Genomic DNA, 19,328 nt, shown 5'->3' with positions numbered 1-19,328 from the left:
TCAAAGAGGAAAGAAGATGCTTCCCGCACTTGAAAAATGGACACACTTCACCCGTGACTGTTCAAGCGAACAGTGATGATTCGTCTCATCGTTGGAGTGAACGTGTTTTTTTCATGGCACGGTGTACCTCTCTTTCCTAAGTTACTGCCACCTTATCAAATTGAAAGCGGATTCGCAAGAGCGCACCCCACAATCTCCCATTTTTTCTACTCCTTTAGGCGGATGCGATGCACTCTTTCCCGCGTTATGATGACAGTATATTCGAACAGTGAGGTGATGCATGATGCGTCGACGCATCCTCGTTCCGAGTGCCGTCTTGGCGAGCGTCGGAACGTTTCTTTATACACGATTCAAACGACGGCTTCCCCGCCCATGTTTTAAATGGCCGGAACGTCCAGAGCTGACAACCATCGATGAGACGCATGTGCAAGCGACGTGGATTGGCCATTCGACCGTCCTCATCCATTGGTATGGACTCAAAATTTTGACGGACCCCGTCTTCTCTAAACGAATCGGTGTCCATTTAGGACCGCTGACAATCGGAATGAAACGTCACACGGCCCCCGCCCTCTCCATCGAGGATGTCGGACCGGTTGACGTCATCTTGCTCAGTCACGCCCATATGGACCACTTTGACCATAAAAGTTTAAAACGACTCATCACCCGCGAGACGATTGTCGTCTCCGCTCCAGGGACGAGTCGCCTGCTCCGTCGATACCCGAGTCTGCAGACGCTCGAGCTACATCCGCATGACAAAGTGACCTTGGCGAACGGGCTCGATGTCCGGGCCATCCCTGTCAAACATTGGGGCAACCGTTTCCCATGGGACAAACATATGGGCTATAACGGCTATCTATTAAAATACAAAGGGATCCGCATGCTGTTTGCGGGAGACACGGCATACACCGACTCCTTCAAAGGGCTCGCCGACCGTGAACCGATTGACCTCGCGTTCTTCCCAATCGGCGCTTATCAACCGGACTCGTTCCAAGAGGCGCACTGTACCCCCGAACAGGCTTGGATGATGTACAAAGAGAGCGGGGCGAAACGTTTCTTCCCGATGCATTGGGACACGTTCGTTCTGTCTTATGAGCCGGTCGAGGAGCCCTATCACCGGCTTGTCGCGGCCGCAAAACTGGACCGTGACCAAATTGTGATCAAGTCGCACGGGGAAAGCATCCGCCTGTAGTTTTTCCTTTCCCTTCATCCAAAATTTCGGTAACGTTAGAGGCGAGAGGGAGGGATTTGTTATGGAATGGACGACGTTGAATAATGACGTCAAGATGCCGATGCTCGGGCTCGGTGTGTACAAGGTCGAAGACGGCGCGGTGACGGTCGATACGGTCAAAGCTGCGCTTGAAGCGGATTATCGTTTGATTGATACGGCTGCGATTTATCAAAACGAAGAAAGTGTCGGACAAGCGCTTCGTGAAGCAGGGATTTCTCGGGAAGAAGTGTTTGTGACGACGAAGCTTTGGAATGAGTTCCACGGGTTCGATGAGGCGCTCCAAGCGTTTCAGGATAGTCTCGACCGACTCGGTCTCGAGTATGTCGACTTGTTCCTCATTCACTGGCCGATGCCCCGTTTCGGGAAGTTCGTCGAAACGTATAAGGCACTCGAACAGTTATATGAAGAAGGACGTGTCCGTGCAATTGGCGTCTCGAACTTTGAAGTCGAGCATTTAGAACAAATCATTCAGTCGTGCTCGATCGTCCCGGCCGTGAACCAGGTCGAGATCCATCCGTATTTGTCTCAAAAGGAATTAATTGCTTTCTGCAAACGATATGACATTCAAATTCAAGCGTGGAGTCCACTCATGAAAGGACGCGAAGCGCTCGAAGATGACACGATTGTCGAGATTGCGAACCGTCACGGCAAGTCACCGGCTCAAGTCATCTTGCGCTGGCACTTACAGAACGGGGTCGCCGTCATCCCGAAATCGGTGACACCGAGTCGAATCAAAGAGAATATACAGGTATTCGACTTCACGTTGACGAAAGAAGAGATGGCGGCCATCGATGCGCTCAACCGTGATGAGCGGACCGGCTCCGACCCGAAAGAGATGCACAAAATCCATTATTGAGGAGTGAATGACATGTTCAAAAAACTGGCTTCTGATTTGACTGGCTTTAGCGACATCGGTGAGGTGATCGATCCGTCCGACTTCGATAAGGCAGATGCGGATGATTACGTCCTTCACGAAGACAATGAAAAGATTTATTTCTTGATCAAGTCAAAATCAGATGAGTATTGTTTCACCAACTTGTCGATGATCCACCTCGATGGAACGAGCGCTATCAGTTCGAAGCGCGTCCTCTATCGTTATCCGTATTCACATTATCCGATCAAGCACGTCATGTTTGAGACGGCGGGTACGGTCGACCTCGATGTCGAAGTCAAATTCACAATCGGCGACAAAGCGTACTCGATCGACATCAACAAAAAGCAAATCGAACATGTGAAAGATTTGTATAAGGCACTTCTCGCGATCGAAGAGATTCAACGGGAAGGTCGTCGCATGATGGAGTATGCGAACACGTCGCTCACACACTCAGTGTCGATTTTGAGCGGGCTCCGCGAAGGCGACATGAACGTACCGAACACGTTCAAGGAATTGAACGAGCAATCGTTCGATTGGCTACAACGTCACTATCATGAATGGAACCGTAAAGACTTCGGAGCGGTATACGAGAAGTACATCAATAACTAAAAAACAACTCCTCCGTGGGGCATTCACCCTCGGAGGAGTTGTTTTATTTCTCATCATCAATCAATTGTTCGGCCAATCGTTGATATAAGTGGCTCATATGCACGGCAGACGCGATAGCGAGCGTTCGCTGCACACCGCTCTCTTTTTCGAGCGATGTGCTCAAAAGCGTGTCCGCCTGGGTTTCAAACGCTTCTAAATTCTTCACTTTTTGCGTTTGATACGCTTCATAAAAGTCCTCGAGTGAGAACGTCTCGTCTGACTCGTTCAACGGTCGGAGCGTCTCTTTGATGTCATTGATCGACAGGAGACCTTTCATCTCATAGATCAAACTGAGTAACATCAGATGTTCGTTCGTATACTTTTTATTTTTGACAGGATGGAACAACTTGCCCTTGGCGTAATTGTTGATCATCGTCTTCGTCAAAATCGTCTCATCCTCGTCCCGCTTCATCTTCCCATAATGCTGCTCGAACAATTGGATGACCTGGTCCATGTATAAATCGACAGTCGGCAATACGTCCCTCGGGAGCGTCCCTTCTGTTTCGGTAATATTTTTCGCTTTCATCCGTCTCACCTCACCTTCAAGTATAAAGAAAACTCTCATTTGTCGAAAGGTACACCTTGCTGTTTGTTCCTCTTCAGTATATCATGTAGTTATCGATACTACATGATGTGATAAGGAGTGTTTTACATGAATTCGATTTTCCGTGAACCAATCAACGCGCTAACGCATCTTGCTGGTGCAGTACTCGCTTTCATTGCGCTGATTGCGATGGTCGTCAAAGCTTCATTACTTGGCTCGCCGCTTGCGATTATGGCCGCGATTCTATTCGGGATCAGCCTCGTCTTTCTTTACTTATCGTCAGGTCTTTACCATAGCATCATCGCCTCACCGAACGTCATCGCCTTCTTCCGGAGAATCGACCATGCGATGATCTACGCATTGATTGCGGGTACATATGCGCCGCTTACGCTACTCGCACTCGAAGGACCGACACGCTGGGTCCTCTTCGGCACGGTGCACGCACTCGCCTTGTTCGGCATTGTCTTCAAACTCGTCTGGTTCCATGCCCCACGTTTTTTATCGACCGCGCTCTACATCGGGATGGGCTGGCTGTCCGTCTTCTTTATCGGACCGCTCCATGACGTGATTGGTAACGCCGGCATCTTCTGGCTCGTCCTCGGGGGCGTCATGTATACGATTGGTGGACTCATCTATGGGTTCAAGCCAAAATTCGTCAATTGGCGGGGATGGGGATTCCATGAAGTGTTCCATTTGTTCATCTTGTTCGGAAGCTTTGCCCACTTCGTATGTGTCTTCTGGTATGTCTTTTAAAGTCCTCCTATCGGGGGACTTTTTTTGTGAGCCGTTTCCTGTACTTTGAATTCAAGATTTCCTACACTAAGGACAGGAGGGATTCATGATGAAAATTGAAGTATGGTCAGATTATGTCTGCCCGTTTTGTTATATCGGGAAGCGTCGTTTAGAAGAGGCGCTCGAACAGTTCCCACAGGCGGACCAAGTAGAAGTCGAATTCAAGAGTTTCGAGCTCGACCCGAACGCGCCGACGAACGATTCACGTACCATTTATGAGGCACTCGCAACGAAATATCGTATGCCGATCGAGCAGGCAAAAGGGACGACTGCACAAGTCGCGGCACAAGCCCGCGAAGTCGGACTCGATTACGACTTTGAGAACATGGTCGTCACCGGTACGCTCGACTCGCATCGTTTGACGCATTATGCGAAGACGGTCGGGAAAGAAAAAGAATTGTCGGAAGCGTTGCTTCAGGCTTACTTTGTCGATGCCAAACACATCGGGAACCACGATGTCCTGCTCGAGATCGCAACAAGCGTTGGTCTTGACCATGACGCTGTCCGTGACGTCTTGACGACTGATGTGTATACCGAAGACGTTCGTGCCGAAGAGAAACGCGCAAGCGACCTTGGCATCACAGGTGTGCCGTTCTTCGTATTCGACAACAAATACGGAGTGTCTGGTGCTCAACCGACGGAAGCGTTCACGCAAGTGCTCGAAAAAGTCTGGTCTGAGAACAACCCGACAATCCAAGTTCTTTCGAACGGTGCGACGTGCACCGACGACAACTGTGATATTTGATTGATGAAGAAGCCGACATTCGGCTTCTTTTTTGTGGTATTCTCCACCCTACTACTTGATAATAGTGATTAGCATATAAGAATCGAGGACTACATCTATGTGGAAAAATCGGAACGTCTGGATCATCTTGACGGGCGAATTCGTCGCCGGTCTAGGTCTATGGCTCGGCATCATTGGAAATTTGGAATTCATGCAAGACCGCGTCCCCTCTGACTTTGTGAAGGCGGTCATTCTCGCCATCGGGTTACTCGCCGGGGTCGCCATCGGTCCGCTCGCGGGACGCCTCACCGACCAAGGCTCTAAGAAAAACATCATGCTCATCTCAAGCATCGTCCGAGCGCTCAGCGTGCTCTTCATGTTCGTTGCCATCGAGACGAATTCGGTCGTGTGGATGGTCGTCTTTTTGATCATTTTACAAGGGTCGGCGGCTTTTTACTTCCCTGCCCTACAAGCAGCGATTCCGCTCATCGTAAAGGAACGGGAACTTCTCGCCTTGAACGGTGTCCATATGAACGTTTCGACGTTATCACGCGTCATCGGGACGGCGATTGCCGGTGTCTTGTTGACACTGATTTCGCTCCGTAACGTCTATGCGCTTTCGCTCGTCGCCTATCTGTTGCTTGCGGTCGCGACGCTCTTCTTAAAGCTAGATGAATCGAAGACACCGTCGGCGAAAAAGATCGATGCGAAGGCGTCGAGTGGCTTCAAAGATGTCTTTCCAATCATCAAATCAATCCCGGTCATCTTCATGACACTCGTCATGACGCTCATCCCCCTCCTCTTTATCGGAGGGTTCAACTTGCTCGTCATCAACATCAGTGAGTTGCAGGATTCGACGGCAATCAAAGGATGGATTTATACGGCCGAAGGACTCGCCTTCATGACAGGTGCCTTCATGATCAAACGGATCGGCGAAAAATTCTCGGCGTTCTCGATTTTATTCTCGTTCTCGTTTTTAATCGGTGTCGCGCAACTGATGCTGTATTTCGCAGACATCCCGTTCATGTCGATTGCGGCGTTCGTCGTATTCGGATTCTCGGTCGGTTGCTTCTTCCCGACTGCGGTCACGATTTTCCAGACACGGATGCCAAAAGAATATCACGGGCGCTTCTTCTCGTTCCGAAACATGCTCGACCGGATTATCTTCCAAATCGTCCTTCTCGTGACAGGGTTCTTCCTCGATTTGATCGGACTTCAGCTCATGGTCGTCTTGTTTGGAGTCAGTTCGATTGCGATGACAGCCGCGTTCCTCGTCTATACGCGTAAACACAAACTGCATATCGAAGAAGACGCTGCTGAGAAGATTTCTTCTTAATAAAAACAAGCGATGACCGATGTCATCGCTTGTTTGCGTCTTGAAGCTCTCGCCACCACGTCGTCGTATCATTCCGACCGTCGAGCGTAATGCGCTCTCCGATCTTTGGAGTGAGGACGACTTCTTTCGGTAAGAGAGACGTCATCTGTTCCGCCGGGTCAAACCAATCGTGGAACGACAGTGTGAACGCACCCCAATGAATCGGCATCATTTGATCGGCGCGTAAATCGTGAAACGCCTGTGCCGTCTCTTCCGGCTGCATGTGGACGTCTGGCCAGCGCACGTCATATTGTCCGCATTCGAGTGCGGCAAAATCGAACGGTCCGTACTGTTCGCCAATCATCTTAAAGTGCGGCGCGTAGCCGCTGTCCCCGCTGAAGAAGAGCCGGTCTGTCTCGCCGAGGACGACCCATGACGCCCATAACGTGCTGTTGCGGTCCGTCAACGAGCGACCGGAGAAGTGACGTGCCGGCGTACATACAAACGTCCAATTCCCGAACGTATATGACTCGTTCCAATCTCGCTCCACGATTCGCTCTGCGCCGACACCCCATCGTTTCAAATGACTCCCTCCCCCTAGCGGCACGATGAACATGGCGACCTTGTCTTTAATCGCAAGGATTGTCCCATAATCGAGGTGATCGTAATGGTCATGCGTCAACAAGACGACATCAATCTCAGGCAAGTCTTCGAGGTCGAACGGTAAATCTTCACTGAAACGCTCATTTTTAGCAAATGGGAGCGGCGATGGGCTGCGTCCGAACATCGGGTCGACGAGCATCGTCTTCCCGTCCATTTGTACCATGAGCGCCGAATGACCGAGCCAGTAAATTCTCGTAAAACTCGAACCCGTCTTCTCCTCGAAATCGATAGGCACGATTGGTAGCCGTTCACTCGGCTTACGAAGCGACGTCACATCACGATAGTCACGAGCCATCGATACCATGTCCTCTGCGGAAAAGTTCATCGGTGTCTCATATTGATTACGGAATTTCCCGTTGACCTGGTTCGGGGATTGAATTGATTTCGGTTTTCGTCCGAGTGGTTTGTACTGCGTCAGAATCGTTCCGGTGACGGCCGCCATTCCGACTAATGAGAGCAACATCGTCTTTTTCATCTAAATCCTCTTTTCTACAAGTTCGTTGCATTGATTATATCGTGCATGTCTCCATCTGATATCGGTTAGTATGCAGATTCACTCATCTTTCAAAAAATGGCGTGTTCTTGACTTAAGTCAATGTGCACCTGCTCCCATCCTTTTATGATGGAGACAAGATCATTCGAAAGGAGTTTTTCTCATGAACCATTCATCTGTCCGTTCACAACGACGTGCCGCGCTTTGGTCTGGAATCGCACTCGTCCTCATGGCACTCGTCGCCTTTTTCGCGCAAGGCTACGTTTACCAATCACTCGTCATCGAAAGTGAGGCGATGACAACGTATGAGAACTTAGTCAGTCATTCGACGCTGTTCCGTTTCGGTATCATCGGCTGGGGCATCATTGTCGTGCTGGACCTGATTGTCGCCTACGGACTATATCGTTTCTTTAAACCGATTCATACCACATTCGCCTTACTCATCGGGACACTTCGATTCATTTATTCGTTCATTCTCGCCTTCGCTGTTTTACGTCTCGTTGAAGCCGAGCGACTCCTCGATACTTCCACTTCAGCTAGACAAGTATATGAAACGGTCACGTCATTTGAAACCATTTGGTCGCTTGGCTTGATCGTGTTCGGTCTTCACCTCATCGCAGTCGGATGGGTTGCGATGCGGACCCATTTCATTCCAAGAACGATTGGCATCTTACTCGTCGTAGCCGGTTTCAGTTATACGATTGTTCATGCCCTTTACCAATTCCCCACGCTTGAAAGCATGACAACTTTACTCGAGCTCACTCTCATGCTCCCGATGTTCGTCGGCGGATTGGCCTTTGCCGTATGGTTGATCGTGAAAGGAAGAATACTTCCTACACATGATATCACTCGACAATCCGCAGGTGACGCGTCGCCCGCTTCTTGATCCGACTGAGTGACTCCGGTGTGATACCGAGATAGCTCGCCAATTGATACTGTGGGACCCGATGAACCAAGTCGGGTCTCTTCTCCATCATGGCCTGATACCGTTCCTCCGGTGTGGACGACATGAACGAGGCGAACGCATCGCGCATCGTCCCCATGTCTTCTTGCATCATGTCCCGCGTCATCGCCTCAAGGACAGGATTCTCCTCGTATTGATCTTGCTCTGTCGCAAGGTCTCCGACGACGAGGCAACATTCCTCTATACACGCTAACGAATACGGTGATCGTCCATCTGTATGATGTTTCGTCAATATGGTGATACTCTGTTCTTCCGTGATGAAATCGACAGTGTGCTCGTTCCCGTCTTCGTCGACTTTATATTGACGAATGCAACCACTCAGTACGAAATAGCATTTAGTCGGGACGTCTCCTTGATGCAAGAGAATCTTCCCTTTCGGAAACGTGGCAATTGGTACATCCGCTACCAACCGCTCACACTCGTCGTCACTCAAATCCGTAAACCGTTTCATGTATCGAATCAAGACGTCTTTCATCCCGTCCACCCCTTTTCAAGGAAATCGATTTAGTCCTTCCAGTATAGCAGGTTTCATCAATCAAAAAGACCTGCCCCACTGCTTTGATGGGACAGATCTTCTGTTAAGACTTTTGTAAGATTTTAATGTCGTTGATGATGTCTTCCGTCGGGACGTTTTGGAAACCAGGATACGCTTTGATGATTTTGCCTTCCTGGTCGACCAAATAGAAGTACGTACCGTGGTCGACTTGTGTACCTTCTTCAGGCTTCCGGACGAGCGCTTTGAAGTTCTCTTGCGCGAACGTCTCGATTTCGTCTTGTGAGTAGCCCGACAAGAACTGCCAGTCCGCTTTCGCCAGGTCATAGCCACTCATGAATTCTTTCATCTTCTCCGGAGTGTCCACGGTCGGGTCGACACTGAACGAGACGAATTGCACGTCTTCGACACCCTCTTCTTCGAGCGCTTCATTCAGCTTCGTCATGTTGTACGTCATCGGCGGGCAGACCGTCTCACAGCTTGTGAAGACGAAGTCTGCCATCCACACTTTCCCTTTCAAATCGTCGAGACTGACCATCTCTTCTTCTTGGTTCATGTATTCGAACGATTCGACTTCCCAGTTGAGCGGGTCCTCGATTTCTTGTCCGCATCCTGCTAGGACGATGAGCATCGTCATCAAACTACCGATCCACCATTTCTTCACACGTTCCAACTCCTTATCGCTTTTTGACATTCCACATGAGGATGGTGATGAGCGTGAAAGCCGTCAATGCGAGGAACGGAATCGTGATGAATCCGAACCAGTTGATGTATTGACCGCTGCACGGAACACCTTGTGCACAAGGCTGAATTTCAGCAAATCCTGGCACTTTTTGTACCAAGTAATGGTAAAGTGAAACAATACCGCCTATGATAGTAAGCGGTAACACATATTTTCGTACCGCCCGATCTTCCGTGAAGACGGCAATCCCTAGGATAATCGTCAGCGGATACATAAAGATGCGTTGAATCCAGCAAAGCTCACATGGCACAAACTCTCGAATCTCACTGAAATAGAGACTCCCGAGTGTCGCCATCAACGCGACGAGCCAAGAGAGATACAATCCATATTTTTCGAAAAATGATTTCATCTTATAAATCCTGCTCGATCAACTGTTGGATTTGTTCGTAGTCGAACGGGTCCTCGAGCATCACACCGTTGATCATGATCGAAGGTGTGAATTGAACACCGTTCTCTTTCACAAGCCCGTCGTCCGTACTGACTTTTTCGAGCACGGTCGAGTTTTCGCCAAGGTCTTGTTCAAGTTGTGCCAAGTCGACCGATGTCGTCTCACCTGCGATTTCTTTCAACTTCTCGACTGTCACCCATGCGTTGTCGTGTTGTTGTGAAGCCGGTTGCGCGTCATAGAGCGCTTTATGGAACTTCCAGAACGATTCAGGGTCTTGCTCGTACACCGACTCGGAAGCGAGGGATGCCAAAATCGATTCTTGTCCGTGGAACAAGACGTTAATATAGCTGAAGCTGACATCTTCCTTGTCGAGATAATCCGCTTTCAGTTGCGGATAGATCGTTTCGCCCCACTGTTTACATGATGGACATTTATAATCTCCGAACTCGACAACCGATACTTTCGCGTCCGAGTCTCCGAGTGTCGGTTGTCCCTCGATTGACACGTGATCGCCTCGGTCGGCCGTTGTCGGCTCATCTTGATTGAGCAAGACGAACACCAATGCAATCAATGCGACCGCAACGACGGTTGTGATGACCAACCATTGATTCTTTTTCATTTTCTTCACCTCTATTTATTTTTCGACTCGTCTTTCATTATAGCGGAAGCTCTTTCACCTATCATGTGTTCGACTCGTTTTTCATAATTGTCTTCATTTCAAGCTTTAGGAGGTTTTACTCGCATGATCAAGTCTTTTACGATGCGCCTCGGACTCATTTTGGCGCTCAGCATTGCCACACTCGTCTTTTTACTGACAATTGCACTCACATCCCTGATCAGTCATCGGGCATCTGATTCACTCGAACAAGAAATCGGGGAACGTCTTTCGACAACATCACATCAATTAGCGGACAAACTCGACTTTTATATGTGGTCACGCTATCAAGAAGTCCAACTCTTGCAAGGTCTCGATTTAGGGGACCCGGACGCGACACGACGACTGCTCGATCAAGTCCAATCGAACATTCCGGCATTCTCTTGGATGGGTGTCACGGATGCGGAAGGGACTGTCGTTGCTTCCACGAACGGCATACTCGAAGAGGCATCCATCGCCGAGCGCCCCGTGTATCTCGAAGCGAAAGAAGCTCCTTTTATTGGTGACGTCCACGAGGCGGTCCTATTAGCTGAACTGTTACCGAATCCGACGGGAGAACCGCTCCAATTCGTCGATATCAGTGTCCCTTTTTTTCAAGACGGGACATTTCAAGGGGTGCTTGCCACTCACTTGAGTTGGGCATGGGGAAAAGAAGTACTCGGACATTTCAATCGGACGCTCCATGAACAAGTCGATGATACGGATTTGTTCGTCGTTAGTGAACGAGACAACGTGGTGCTCCTCGGCCCAAACGATCTAGTCGGAAAACCACTCCCTGTGTCGTTTACGGAAGGAGCTTCCGTGAAAGAATGGGAGGATGGACAGGACTATCTGACGGGGATGTCGATTGGGGAAGGGTATGATGAATATCCTGGACTAGGTTGGCGCGTCGTCGTCCGTCAACCGGCATCCGTTGCGTTCGCACCGGTCGAAGCGCTAGAAACGAGGATTCTATGGATTGGTCTCTTCGCATCACTTGTGACGGCCGTCCTCGGTTGGTTACTCGCTTCCGTCGTGACGAGACCGTTGAAACGAATTACTGAAACGGCTTCGCTCATGGAGCAAGGAAAAGCCAATACATTCCCGCATCAATCCGGAATCGAAGAGATTGAGTCCCTCGCATTCGCACTGGAATCGCTCGTCACATCCCTCACAGAATCAGAATCGGAACGGGTGCACTTTGAGCTCCTTGCGAACCGTGACGCGCTGACCGGTCTCTCGAACCGTGTCGCCTTACGTGAACAGTTGAATCAATTGCACGCTTCGAAAGAACCGTACGTTTTCTTTTATATCGACCTCGATGGGTTCAAGGCGGTAAACGATACATACGGTCACGCGGTCGGGGATGAATTGTTAGTCGAAGTCGCACAGCGGCTACGAACACTTACGATTGATGAGGTGTATCCGGTCCGCTTGAGCGGAGACGAATTTTTCCTGATGTTCCCGAGACATGGGCGTTCGATTCAGGGTATTCATGAAATCGGTACATCCATTATTGCTACGCTCTCACAACCTGTGATGCTCGACCTCGTTTCAGTGAAGGTCGGGGCAAGCATCGGCGCATCGATTTGGTCGCCAGCCGAACCTCCACATGTCGCCATCGAACAAGCGGACGACGCCTTATATCGGTCAAAAGCGAACGGGAAAAAGCGGCTTTCATTCCATGAGTCGTTCGAATGAATACTGGCATCCATATGAAAAGGAGTTCGTGATGAACTCCTTTTTGCTTACTCTTCGGTTTCCGTATTCACGTCTTCCTTCTGTTCTTCCTCTTCTGGCATCGGCTCCAGGTCCATCGTATACACGTATTCCTCACCGAAGTTATTCAAGATGAACAACTCTTCTTCTGCACGTGTCGCAAGTCCGTTCGAGAATCCGATGACGGCGTACATCTCCTCTAGAAGAAGATCTTGCTCTTTGTCAATCTCATCAAAGATGGCTTGTTCCCATCGTTCGATGATTCGACCGAGTTGTAGGTAGTCTTCGCTTTTTATTTTATTTTTGTCGCGCAGCAACTCTAAATAGTCGCGGACCTCTTTCAGATTGTCATGCGTCATCGGGATGGCTCCCGCTTTTTCTGTCGCCAAAATCTTTTGGTGCGTCATCAGATGCATCGCATCGACGAGATTCCCTTTGTTTAATTTTTTCTCATCGTCAAAGACGAGTCCCGTCGTCTCCTGCGGGTCGATCCGGCGCGTCACGTTTTGACGCCGTCCGAGCGGGTCTTCTTCTTTGATGATGTCAATCAATTCAAGTGCCCGTTCATACTCTTCTTCCGTCAAGTTGTCTCGGTCAAGCTCACTTTGATTCGGTCCCATCCAATACTGATAGAATGCATATGTAGCAATGACCACTATTACTAAGACAAGTCCCATCCAAGGAAACCATTTTTTCCATTTCATTTACCATTCACGCCCTTTTAGTGATTCTCTCCATCAAGGATAACATATATACCTTACCAAAAATCCCAATAAAAGGTTTTTCGTCATGACCTTAAACAAAAAGTACCCGCCTCCTGATATCGGAGCGGGTACTTCCTCTACATCTTATGCTTCGAACAACAATTGTTCTGGATCTTCAATCATCTCTTTGATGTGCTTGAGGAATGTCACAGCCTCACGACCATCTACGATTCGGTGGTCATACGAGAGTGCGACATACATCATCGGACGGTTTTCCATCGTGTCCGCGTCGATTGCGACTGGGCGGAGTTGAATCGAGTGCATCCCGAGGATGGCAACTTGTGGTCCGTTCAAGATTGGTGTTGAAAGAAGTGAACCGAACACGCCACCGTTTGTGATCGTGAACGTACCACCTGTGAGGTCGCTCAAACCAAGCTTGTTGTTACGCGCTTTATCCGCAAGGTGAAGGATGTCTTTCTCGATTTCACCAAAGTTTTTACGATCTGCTTCACGGACGACAGGGACGACGAGACCGTCTGGAGCCGATACGGCAATTCCGATATCGTAGTACTTCTTCAAGACGATTTCATTTCCTTGGATTTCAGCGTTCAAGTAAGGCATGCGCTTAAGAGCCGCGACCGCTGCTTTCGTGAAGAATGACATGAAGCCGAGTTTGACATCGTTGTCTTTCACGAATTTCTCTTGGCGACGTTTACGAAGTGCCATGACCGCCGACATATCGATTTCGTTGAACGTCGTGAGCATTGCTGCCGTCTGTTGCACTTCTACGAGACGGTTGGCAATCGTTTGACGACGACGTGTCATCTTGATGCGCTCTTCTTCTTTCCCACTTGCAGCTGGTTGTGGTGCTGGAGCTGCGGCAACTGGTTTTTGCTCTTTCACAGCTGGTTTGTCTTCATGTTTTGAAACGTCATGCACATTGATACGTCCCATTGGGTCGTTCGTTTGAACAGCTGAGAGGTCGATGCCTTTCTCACGAGCGAGCTTGCGTGCAGCAGGTGTTGCGATTGGTCCTTTACCCGGGCTCGCGACGTGCTCTTCGCGTTTCTCCACTTTCTTGCCTTCTTCAACAGACTCCGTTTTCTTCTCAGTCGGCGCTTCTGTTTTTGTTTCTGTCGCGTTTTCTGTCTTCGTCTTCGTCGCGACAGCCGTTCCGCCACCAGAACCTGAACCGAGACGTGCGATGACGTCGCCAACTTGAACCGTATCCCCTTCTCCGGCAAGTTGTTCTTCTAACACACCCGCTTCGTCAGCTGGGACTTCGATATTGACTTTATCCGTCTCGAGCTCGACGATGGCTTCCCCTTTTTCGACTTGGTCGCCTGGCTGTTTGAGCCATGTCGCGACCGTTCCTTCCGTAATGGATTCTGCTAATTCAGGTACTTTAATTTCGACCACAATGAGTTCCCCCTTAACTTATTTACGATCTTTTTGGTATGTGCTCGTGCCTGCACCGCTCGAGACGACGTCGCGAGAAAGTGCTTCACGGATGATGCGTGCTTGTTCTTGTTTATGGGCTGTCGGATTTCCTTCAGCCGGGCTCGAACGACGGCGACGACCGATGTAACGAACGTCGAGTCGGTTCGTTGTGACCGCTTCAAGGCGAGGCTCGATGTACGTCCAAGCTCCCATGTTTTTCGGCTCTTCTTGTACCCAGACGATTTCGCGTGCGTTCGGATAACGGCTGATGACGTCACGAATCTCACGTACCGGGAACGGGTAGATTTCTTCGACCCGGATGATGTGCAAGAAGTCGAGTGACTCTTCTGACTTGCCGACCGCTTCCGCGAGGTCGATCGCCATCTTCCCTGTGCAGAAGACGAGACGTTCGACTTTCTCTGCGTTCTCACCGAGACCTGGCTGTTCAACGATTGGTTTGAAGCTCTCTTCCGTGAACGCCTCGATCGGTGACGTCGCGAGTGGATGACGAAGCAGACTCTTCGGTGTCATGATGATCATCGGACGAATCTCTTCTTTGCCGAGCATCTCAGCTTGGCGACGGAGAATATGGAAGTATTGTGCCGCAGACGAAAGGTTTGCGACTGTCCAGTTTTTCTCACCGGCAAGCGTCAAGTAACGCTCCATACGTGCACTCGAGTGCTCTGGTCCTTGTCCTTCATAACCGTGTGGCAAGAGCATGACAAGCCCTGATTTTTGACCCCATTTCGCACGACCGGCCGAGATGAACTGGTCGAACATGACTTGCGCCGAGTTCGCAAAGTCACCGTACTGGGCTTCCCACAATACGAGCGTGTCTTGAGCGAATACGTTATAACCGTATTCAAATCCAAGAACTGATCCTTCTGAAAGCGGGCTGTTGTAGACAGAGAACGAAGCTTTCGCCGTCGACAGCTGATGGAGTGGCGAGAACTTCTTCCCTGACTCGACGTCGTTCAACATGATGTTCCGTTGGGCGAACGTTCCGCGCTCCGAATCTTGACCGCTCAAACGAACCGGCGTACCGTCTGAAAGAATCGAAGCGAAGGCAAGCGTCTCCGCATGACCCCAGTCGATTTTCCCACCTTCACCGAAAGCGTCACGGCGACGGTCTAGTACTTTTTGAAGTTTGTGGAAAACACCGAATCCTTCTGGCCAGTCAAGCAACTCTTCGTTCAATTGCGTGAGGAGTTCGAGTTCTACGCTCGTATCGACTTTCGGGAATCCTTTATGGACCGCGTCCGGCAAGACGATGTCAGCATCCTCTTCTTCAGAAGGAACGAGGTCGCGTGCTGCTTTAAGCGCCTCTTCGATCTTTTGCTCGATTTGTGCTTTCTCATCTTTTGTCATGACGCCTTCTGCCTCGAGTTGCTCGGCATATACGTGACGGACAGATTGATGTCCTTTGATCGCTTTATAAAGAACCGGGTTCGTATTCATCGGTTCGTCCATTTCATTGTGACCGTAACGACGATACCCAATCAAATCGACCAAGATGTCTTTATGGAACTTGGCACGATACTCACTGATCAATTTTGCGACGGCGACACATGCTTCCGGGTCGTCTGCATTCACGTGGAAGACTGGAATCTCATACCCTTTGGCGATATCACTCGCGTAACGCGTCGAACGTGAATCGTTCGGGTCCGTCGTGAAACCGATGGTGTTGTTGGCAATGACGTGAACCGTTCCACCCGTACGATACCCCGTCAAGTTCGTCATGTTGAGCGTCTCCGCTACAATTCCTTGTCCCGGGAACGCTGCATCTCCATGAATCAAGATCGAAGCTGCTAAATCATCCTGCTGGACAGCCGATCCTTTTTCAGAACGATCATCTTGTGCGGCACGTGTGTACCCTTCGACGACAGATCCGACGAATTCAAGGTGACTCGGGTTGTTCGCCAAGTTGAGACGTACTTCTTTTTGTTGTTCGACGACTTTACGATCAAGTCCAAGGTGATATTTCACGTCGCCTGACCAACCAAAGTTGATGCCGATTGACCCTTCAGACGGAATCAATTCTTTGTTCGGTGCGTGCTGGAACTCCGCAAAAATCATCTCGTATGGCTTGCCGAGTACGTGAGCGAGTACGTTCAGACGTCCACGGTGTGCCATCCCGATGTTAATGTGTTCAGACCCGCTCGAGATGAGTCCCCCGACCATCGCGTCGAGTAACGGCACCATCGCATCCAAACCTTCGATGGAGAAGCGTTTCTGTCCGACATACGTTTTATGAAGGAATGATTCAAACAGTTCGGTCTCAGCCAGACGTTTGAACAATTCGATTTTTTCTTCTTTTGAGAAGGTTTGTTTCAATGCGCCTTGTTCGACTTGACGGCGAATCCACTTCTTCTCTTCCATATCGTCTAAGTGACGGAGTTCGATTGCGACCGTACCTGTATAGACGTCAAGCAAGTGACGGAATAACTCAAGGGCACTCGCATTTGGTTTGGGTGCATCGTCCGAAAGAAGACGGGCCGGAATTTGTTTTAAATCTTCTTCTGTCAAATCATAACGAGACAGTTCGAACAATTCCTGTTCGCGCGGATGATCTTTCAATGGATAAATATCCGCCGCCTTATGACCGAACGCACGGATATCGTTGACGAGACGTGTCGCCGAAACGACTTTCTCTAAGTCAAACGACGGACCCGAGACCGGTACTTCTGTCGGTGATGATTCTGGTGCTCCGTTCTCGTCGAAGTAACGACGTGTCTCCTCATCGACCGATGACGGGTCTTCCAAATATTGCTCGTACAGTTCAATGATGTAGCCTAAGTTAGGACCATAAAATGCTTGCGATTTCTCGTGAACATTCGACGACTCTCCCATTGAATAAATCCCCCTTATCCATTCCTAAACGTCCAATCTGTGAACGCTTTCATTTTAACATGTAGCCCGAAGCAGTTCACTCTTCTCTTACCCTAGTGAACAAAACCAAATCTTGCCTCTTACGCTCAACTTCATACTACACCTTTCATGCTAGAAAGACCCTTACAAATTCACAATTCGTCCATACTATTTCGATAAGTTTTGCTTATCGATAAATTGTGTCTCAGCGGATTTGTTTCAAACATTTCAAAAAAAGATGAAACCTTATTTCAAACAAGCCCGTAGAAGGGGGTGTAGGAAGAACACTATCACTCAAAAAAGAAAGCTAGGTGACCACATGTTATCCGTACAAAATGTCCATAAGAAGATGGGAAAAGCAACGGTATTGACGAATGTCAGCTTTGATGTCGTCCCGGGTGAAATCTTTGGTTTCCTCGGACCGAACGGCGCCGGGAAGACGACGACGATCCGAATCATTACAGGCCTCATGCCTGCAACACATGGAACCGTGACGGTCGATGGGTATGACGTCGCGAACAACCGCCAAGAAGCACTCAGCCGAATCGGAGCCATCGTTGAGAATCCGGCGTTCTATCCGTACATGACCGGTCGTGAGAACTTGATTCATGCCATGAACTTGATCCCAAACTTAAAGAAGGTCGATTTGAATGCGCTTGGTGCGCTCGTCGGACTCGACGGAAAGCTCGATATGAAAGTGAAACAGTATTCGCTCGGGATGAAACAACGCCTCGGGATCGCCCGTGCCTTGTTGCATAATCCAAAAGTACTTATCCTTGATGAGCCGACGAACGGTCTCGACCCAGCCGGGATTGCTGATCTCCGGAATTACTTACGCCACCTCGCGGACCACCGCGGCATCGCCATCCTCATCTCGAGTCACTTGTTGAGTGAGATGGAATTGATCACGGACCGCTTCGCCATCATTGACCAAGGACAAATCAAATCGGTGGAAGACGGTCAGACGAAAGCCGATAGCGTCATTCTCTGTAAAGTTGCCAAAGAACAGATGAGCGATGCACTCGATGTCGCCGCTCTCGCCTTCGATGATGTAAAAATTATTCAACAGTCAGCCGAGTCGTTCATCGTGCCACGTCAGGAGACGGATATCCCCGTCCTATTGAAACAGTTGATTGAACGGGACATCGCCGTCTATCAAATCGGTATGAAACACGAGTCACTCGAAGAGCAATTCTTGAAATTGACGAAAAAAGAAGGAGGTACGAACAATGCGTTCATTACTCAGCAATGAATGGATGAAGTGGCGCCGCACGATTAAGCCTTACGTCGCCTTAGGTGTATACACCGCGATCATCCTCATCGTCTATGCCGTATTGGCGAGCGGAGATGGGACACCGGAAGCGGCATCGTTCTTCGAATTCTCAACGATGGGCGCCATCGCCTTCCTCAGCATCTTTACCATCGTCTTCACGGCCGAGATGGTCGGGAATGAGTTGAAATTTGATACGTTGAAACATCTTTTGATGAGCCCGTATTCCCGAGACCGCATCTTGTTGTCAAAACTCGTCATGTCCGTTCTCGTCATGTTGCTCCAATTCGTCTTTATTTTAGTTGTCGCGTTCGGGTTCTCACTCACGTTAGACGGCTCTGTCACATGGGACATCGTTCGCCCTATTCTCATCAGTGTGAGCGGACCGATCTTCATCATCTTCTTGACGCTCATGTTCTCGGTCGTCTTCAAATCAGTCGGTGTTGTCATTGGTTTCACGGTACTCGCGAACTTCGCCTCAAGTATCATCGGCGGTCTTCTCGTTGCCTGGAAACCTGAACTCGCAAAATGGATCGTCTTCTTGCATACAGACCTTTCTATTTATGATGTAAATCCAGAATTCATGAAAGCGATGGATGCCACGATGGGCTTCTCCATCTTTTATGTCGCCCTTCATATCATCGCCTTCTATCTCATCACGGCATTTATGTTCCGTAGCAAAACGTTTGCGGAATGAGAACAGGTCCCTTTTGATTCAAACGAATCGAAAGGGACTTTTGTTTGTCTCTATATGTGTGATGACTTTAAGACACCTTTGTCACACAACCTCAACATTCTGTCAGAAGTCTCCCACCTGTATGCGAT

The 19,328-nt window shown here is 49.4% G+C and carries 19 protein-coding genes; 10 read left to right on the top strand and 9 right to left on the bottom strand.

All coding sequences use genetic code 11. The features are described 5' to 3' along the window. Positions 1-283 precede the first annotated feature (283 nt). The 3 genes from LCM29_RS00705 (at position 284) to LCM29_RS00695 (ending at position 2,711) form a co-directional block, all read left to right on the top strand. On the top strand, positions 284-1,189 hold the full coding sequence (locus LCM29_RS00705; protein ID WP_224860302.1) for an MBL fold metallo-hydrolase: 906 nt from the start codon (positions 284-286) through the stop codon (positions 1,187-1,189). A 61-nt stretch (positions 1,190-1,250) separates the two neighbouring features. Beyond that, complete coding sequence (locus LCM29_RS00700) at positions 1,251-2,084, top strand: aldo/keto reductase (protein ID WP_224860300.1); 834 nt, start codon at positions 1,251-1,253, stop codon at positions 2,082-2,084. A gap of 12 nt (positions 2,085-2,096) precedes the next feature. Continuing rightward, entirely contained in the window at positions 2,097-2,711 is a 615-nt protein-coding gene (locus LCM29_RS00695) for a PH domain-containing protein (protein ID WP_224860298.1), read from the top strand. Between the two features lie 43 nt (positions 2,712-2,754). Here the strand turns inward: LCM29_RS00695 and LCM29_RS00690 are convergent, their stop codons facing one another. Then, positions 2,755-3,276, bottom strand: coding sequence for a DUF1836 domain-containing protein (locus LCM29_RS00690; protein ID WP_224860296.1), 522 nt, complete (start codon positions 3,274-3,276; stop codon positions 2,755-2,757). 126 nt (positions 3,277-3,402) lie between these two features. Here LCM29_RS00690 and trhA point away from each other — a divergent pair, with 126 nt between their 5' ends. From trhA to LCM29_RS00675, 3 genes are all read left to right on the top strand, one after another. Next, the gene (gene trhA, locus LCM29_RS00685) at positions 3,403-4,047 is read left to right on the top strand and encodes a PAQR family membrane homeostasis protein TrhA (protein WP_074032708.1); all 645 of its coding nucleotides are present in this window, start codon (positions 3,403-3,405) and stop codon (positions 4,045-4,047) included. A gap of 88 nt (positions 4,048-4,135) precedes the next feature. Continuing rightward, on the top strand, positions 4,136-4,831 hold the full coding sequence (locus LCM29_RS00680; RefSeq protein WP_214697332.1) for a DsbA family oxidoreductase: 696 nt from the start codon (positions 4,136-4,138) through the stop codon (positions 4,829-4,831). Positions 4,832-4,928: 97 nt separating this feature from the next. Then, complete coding sequence (locus tag LCM29_RS00675; RefSeq protein ID WP_224860294.1) at positions 4,929-6,146, top strand: MFS transporter; 1,218 nt, start codon at positions 4,929-4,931, stop codon at positions 6,144-6,146. A 22-nt stretch (positions 6,147-6,168) separates the two neighbouring features. Here LCM29_RS00675 and LCM29_RS00670 read toward each other — a convergent pair whose 3' ends face one another. Then, positions 6,169-7,263: an MBL fold metallo-hydrolase gene (locus LCM29_RS00670; RefSeq protein WP_224860292.1), complete on the bottom strand. Its 1,095-nt coding sequence runs from the start codon at positions 7,261-7,263 to the stop codon at positions 6,169-6,171. Between the two features lie 181 nt (positions 7,264-7,444). Between LCM29_RS00670 and LCM29_RS00665 the strand changes: the two genes are divergently transcribed. Beyond that, on the top strand, positions 7,445-8,167 hold the full coding sequence (locus tag LCM29_RS00665; protein WP_224860290.1) for a DUF4386 domain-containing protein: 723 nt from the start codon (positions 7,445-7,447) through the stop codon (positions 8,165-8,167). Here LCM29_RS00665 and LCM29_RS00660 read toward each other — a convergent pair. The 4 genes from LCM29_RS00660 to LCM29_RS00645 form a co-directional block, all read right to left on the bottom strand. Next, positions 8,127-8,720, bottom strand: coding sequence for a Crp/Fnr family transcriptional regulator (locus tag LCM29_RS00660; RefSeq protein WP_224860288.1), 594 nt, complete (start codon positions 8,718-8,720; stop codon positions 8,127-8,129). The two genes, LCM29_RS00665 and LCM29_RS00660, sit on opposite strands and share 41 nt — an antisense overlap. A 103-nt stretch (positions 8,721-8,823) precedes the next feature. Continuing rightward, complete coding sequence (locus LCM29_RS00655) at positions 8,824-9,411, bottom strand: SCO family protein (RefSeq protein WP_318247812.1); 588 nt, start codon at positions 9,409-9,411, stop codon at positions 8,824-8,826. A gap of 4 nt (positions 9,412-9,415) precedes the next feature. Further along, entirely contained in the window at positions 9,416-9,829 is a 414-nt protein-coding gene (locus tag LCM29_RS00650) for a disulfide oxidoreductase (protein WP_214819289.1), read from the bottom strand. 1 nt (position 9,830) lies between these two features. After that, on the bottom strand, positions 9,831-10,487 hold the full coding sequence (locus LCM29_RS00645) for a DsbA family protein (protein ID WP_214819287.1): 657 nt from the start codon (positions 10,485-10,487) through the stop codon (positions 9,831-9,833). 123 nt (positions 10,488-10,610) lie between these two features. Between LCM29_RS00645 and LCM29_RS00640 the strand changes: the two genes are divergently transcribed. Continuing rightward, positions 10,611-12,203, top strand: a complete 1,593-nt coding sequence (locus LCM29_RS00640; protein WP_224860286.1) for a diguanylate cyclase domain-containing protein — start codon at positions 10,611-10,613, stop codon at positions 12,201-12,203. Between the two features lie 47 nt (positions 12,204-12,250). On the opposite strand, the gene LCM29_RS00635 is transcribed toward LCM29_RS00640, so the two are convergent. The 3 genes from LCM29_RS00635 to LCM29_RS00625 form a co-directional block, all read right to left on the bottom strand. After that, on the bottom strand, positions 12,251-12,925 hold the full coding sequence (locus LCM29_RS00635) for a DUF6241 domain-containing protein (protein WP_224860284.1): 675 nt from the start codon (positions 12,923-12,925) through the stop codon (positions 12,251-12,253). Positions 12,926-13,069: 144 nt separating this feature from the next. Beyond that, complete coding sequence (gene odhB / locus LCM29_RS00630) at positions 13,070-14,344, bottom strand: 2-oxoglutarate dehydrogenase complex dihydrolipoyllysine-residue succinyltransferase (RefSeq protein ID WP_224860282.1); 1,275 nt, start codon at positions 14,342-14,344, stop codon at positions 13,070-13,072. An 18-nt stretch (positions 14,345-14,362) separates the two neighbouring features. Beyond that, on the bottom strand, positions 14,363-17,215 hold the full coding sequence (locus LCM29_RS00625) for a 2-oxoglutarate dehydrogenase E1 component (RefSeq protein WP_224860280.1): 2,853 nt from the start codon (positions 17,213-17,215) through the stop codon (positions 14,363-14,365). 337 nt (positions 17,216-17,552) lie between these two features. Here LCM29_RS00625 and LCM29_RS00620 point away from each other — a divergent pair, with 337 nt between their 5' ends. Next, positions 17,553-18,485 (top strand): ABC transporter ATP-binding protein, encoded by a 933-nt coding sequence (locus LCM29_RS00620; protein ID WP_214696054.1) that lies wholly within the window; start codon positions 17,553-17,555, stop codon positions 18,483-18,485. After that, positions 18,463-19,200, top strand: a complete 738-nt coding sequence (locus LCM29_RS00615; RefSeq protein ID WP_224860278.1) for an ABC transporter permease — start codon at positions 18,463-18,465, stop codon at positions 19,198-19,200. Before LCM29_RS00620 ends, LCM29_RS00615 begins: the two co-directional genes overlap by 23 nt. The last annotated feature ends 128 nt before the right edge of the window (positions 19,201-19,328 follow it).

Origin of the sequence: Exiguobacterium aestuarii (assembly GCF_020171655.1) — a bacterium.
In the GTDB taxonomy this organism is placed as follows: Bacteria; Bacillota; Bacilli; order Exiguobacteriales; family Exiguobacteriaceae; genus Exiguobacterium; species Exiguobacterium aestuarii_A.
The sequence above is the reverse complement of the archived record's forward strand: the minus strand, read 5'-3'. Positions and strand labels throughout refer to the sequence as shown.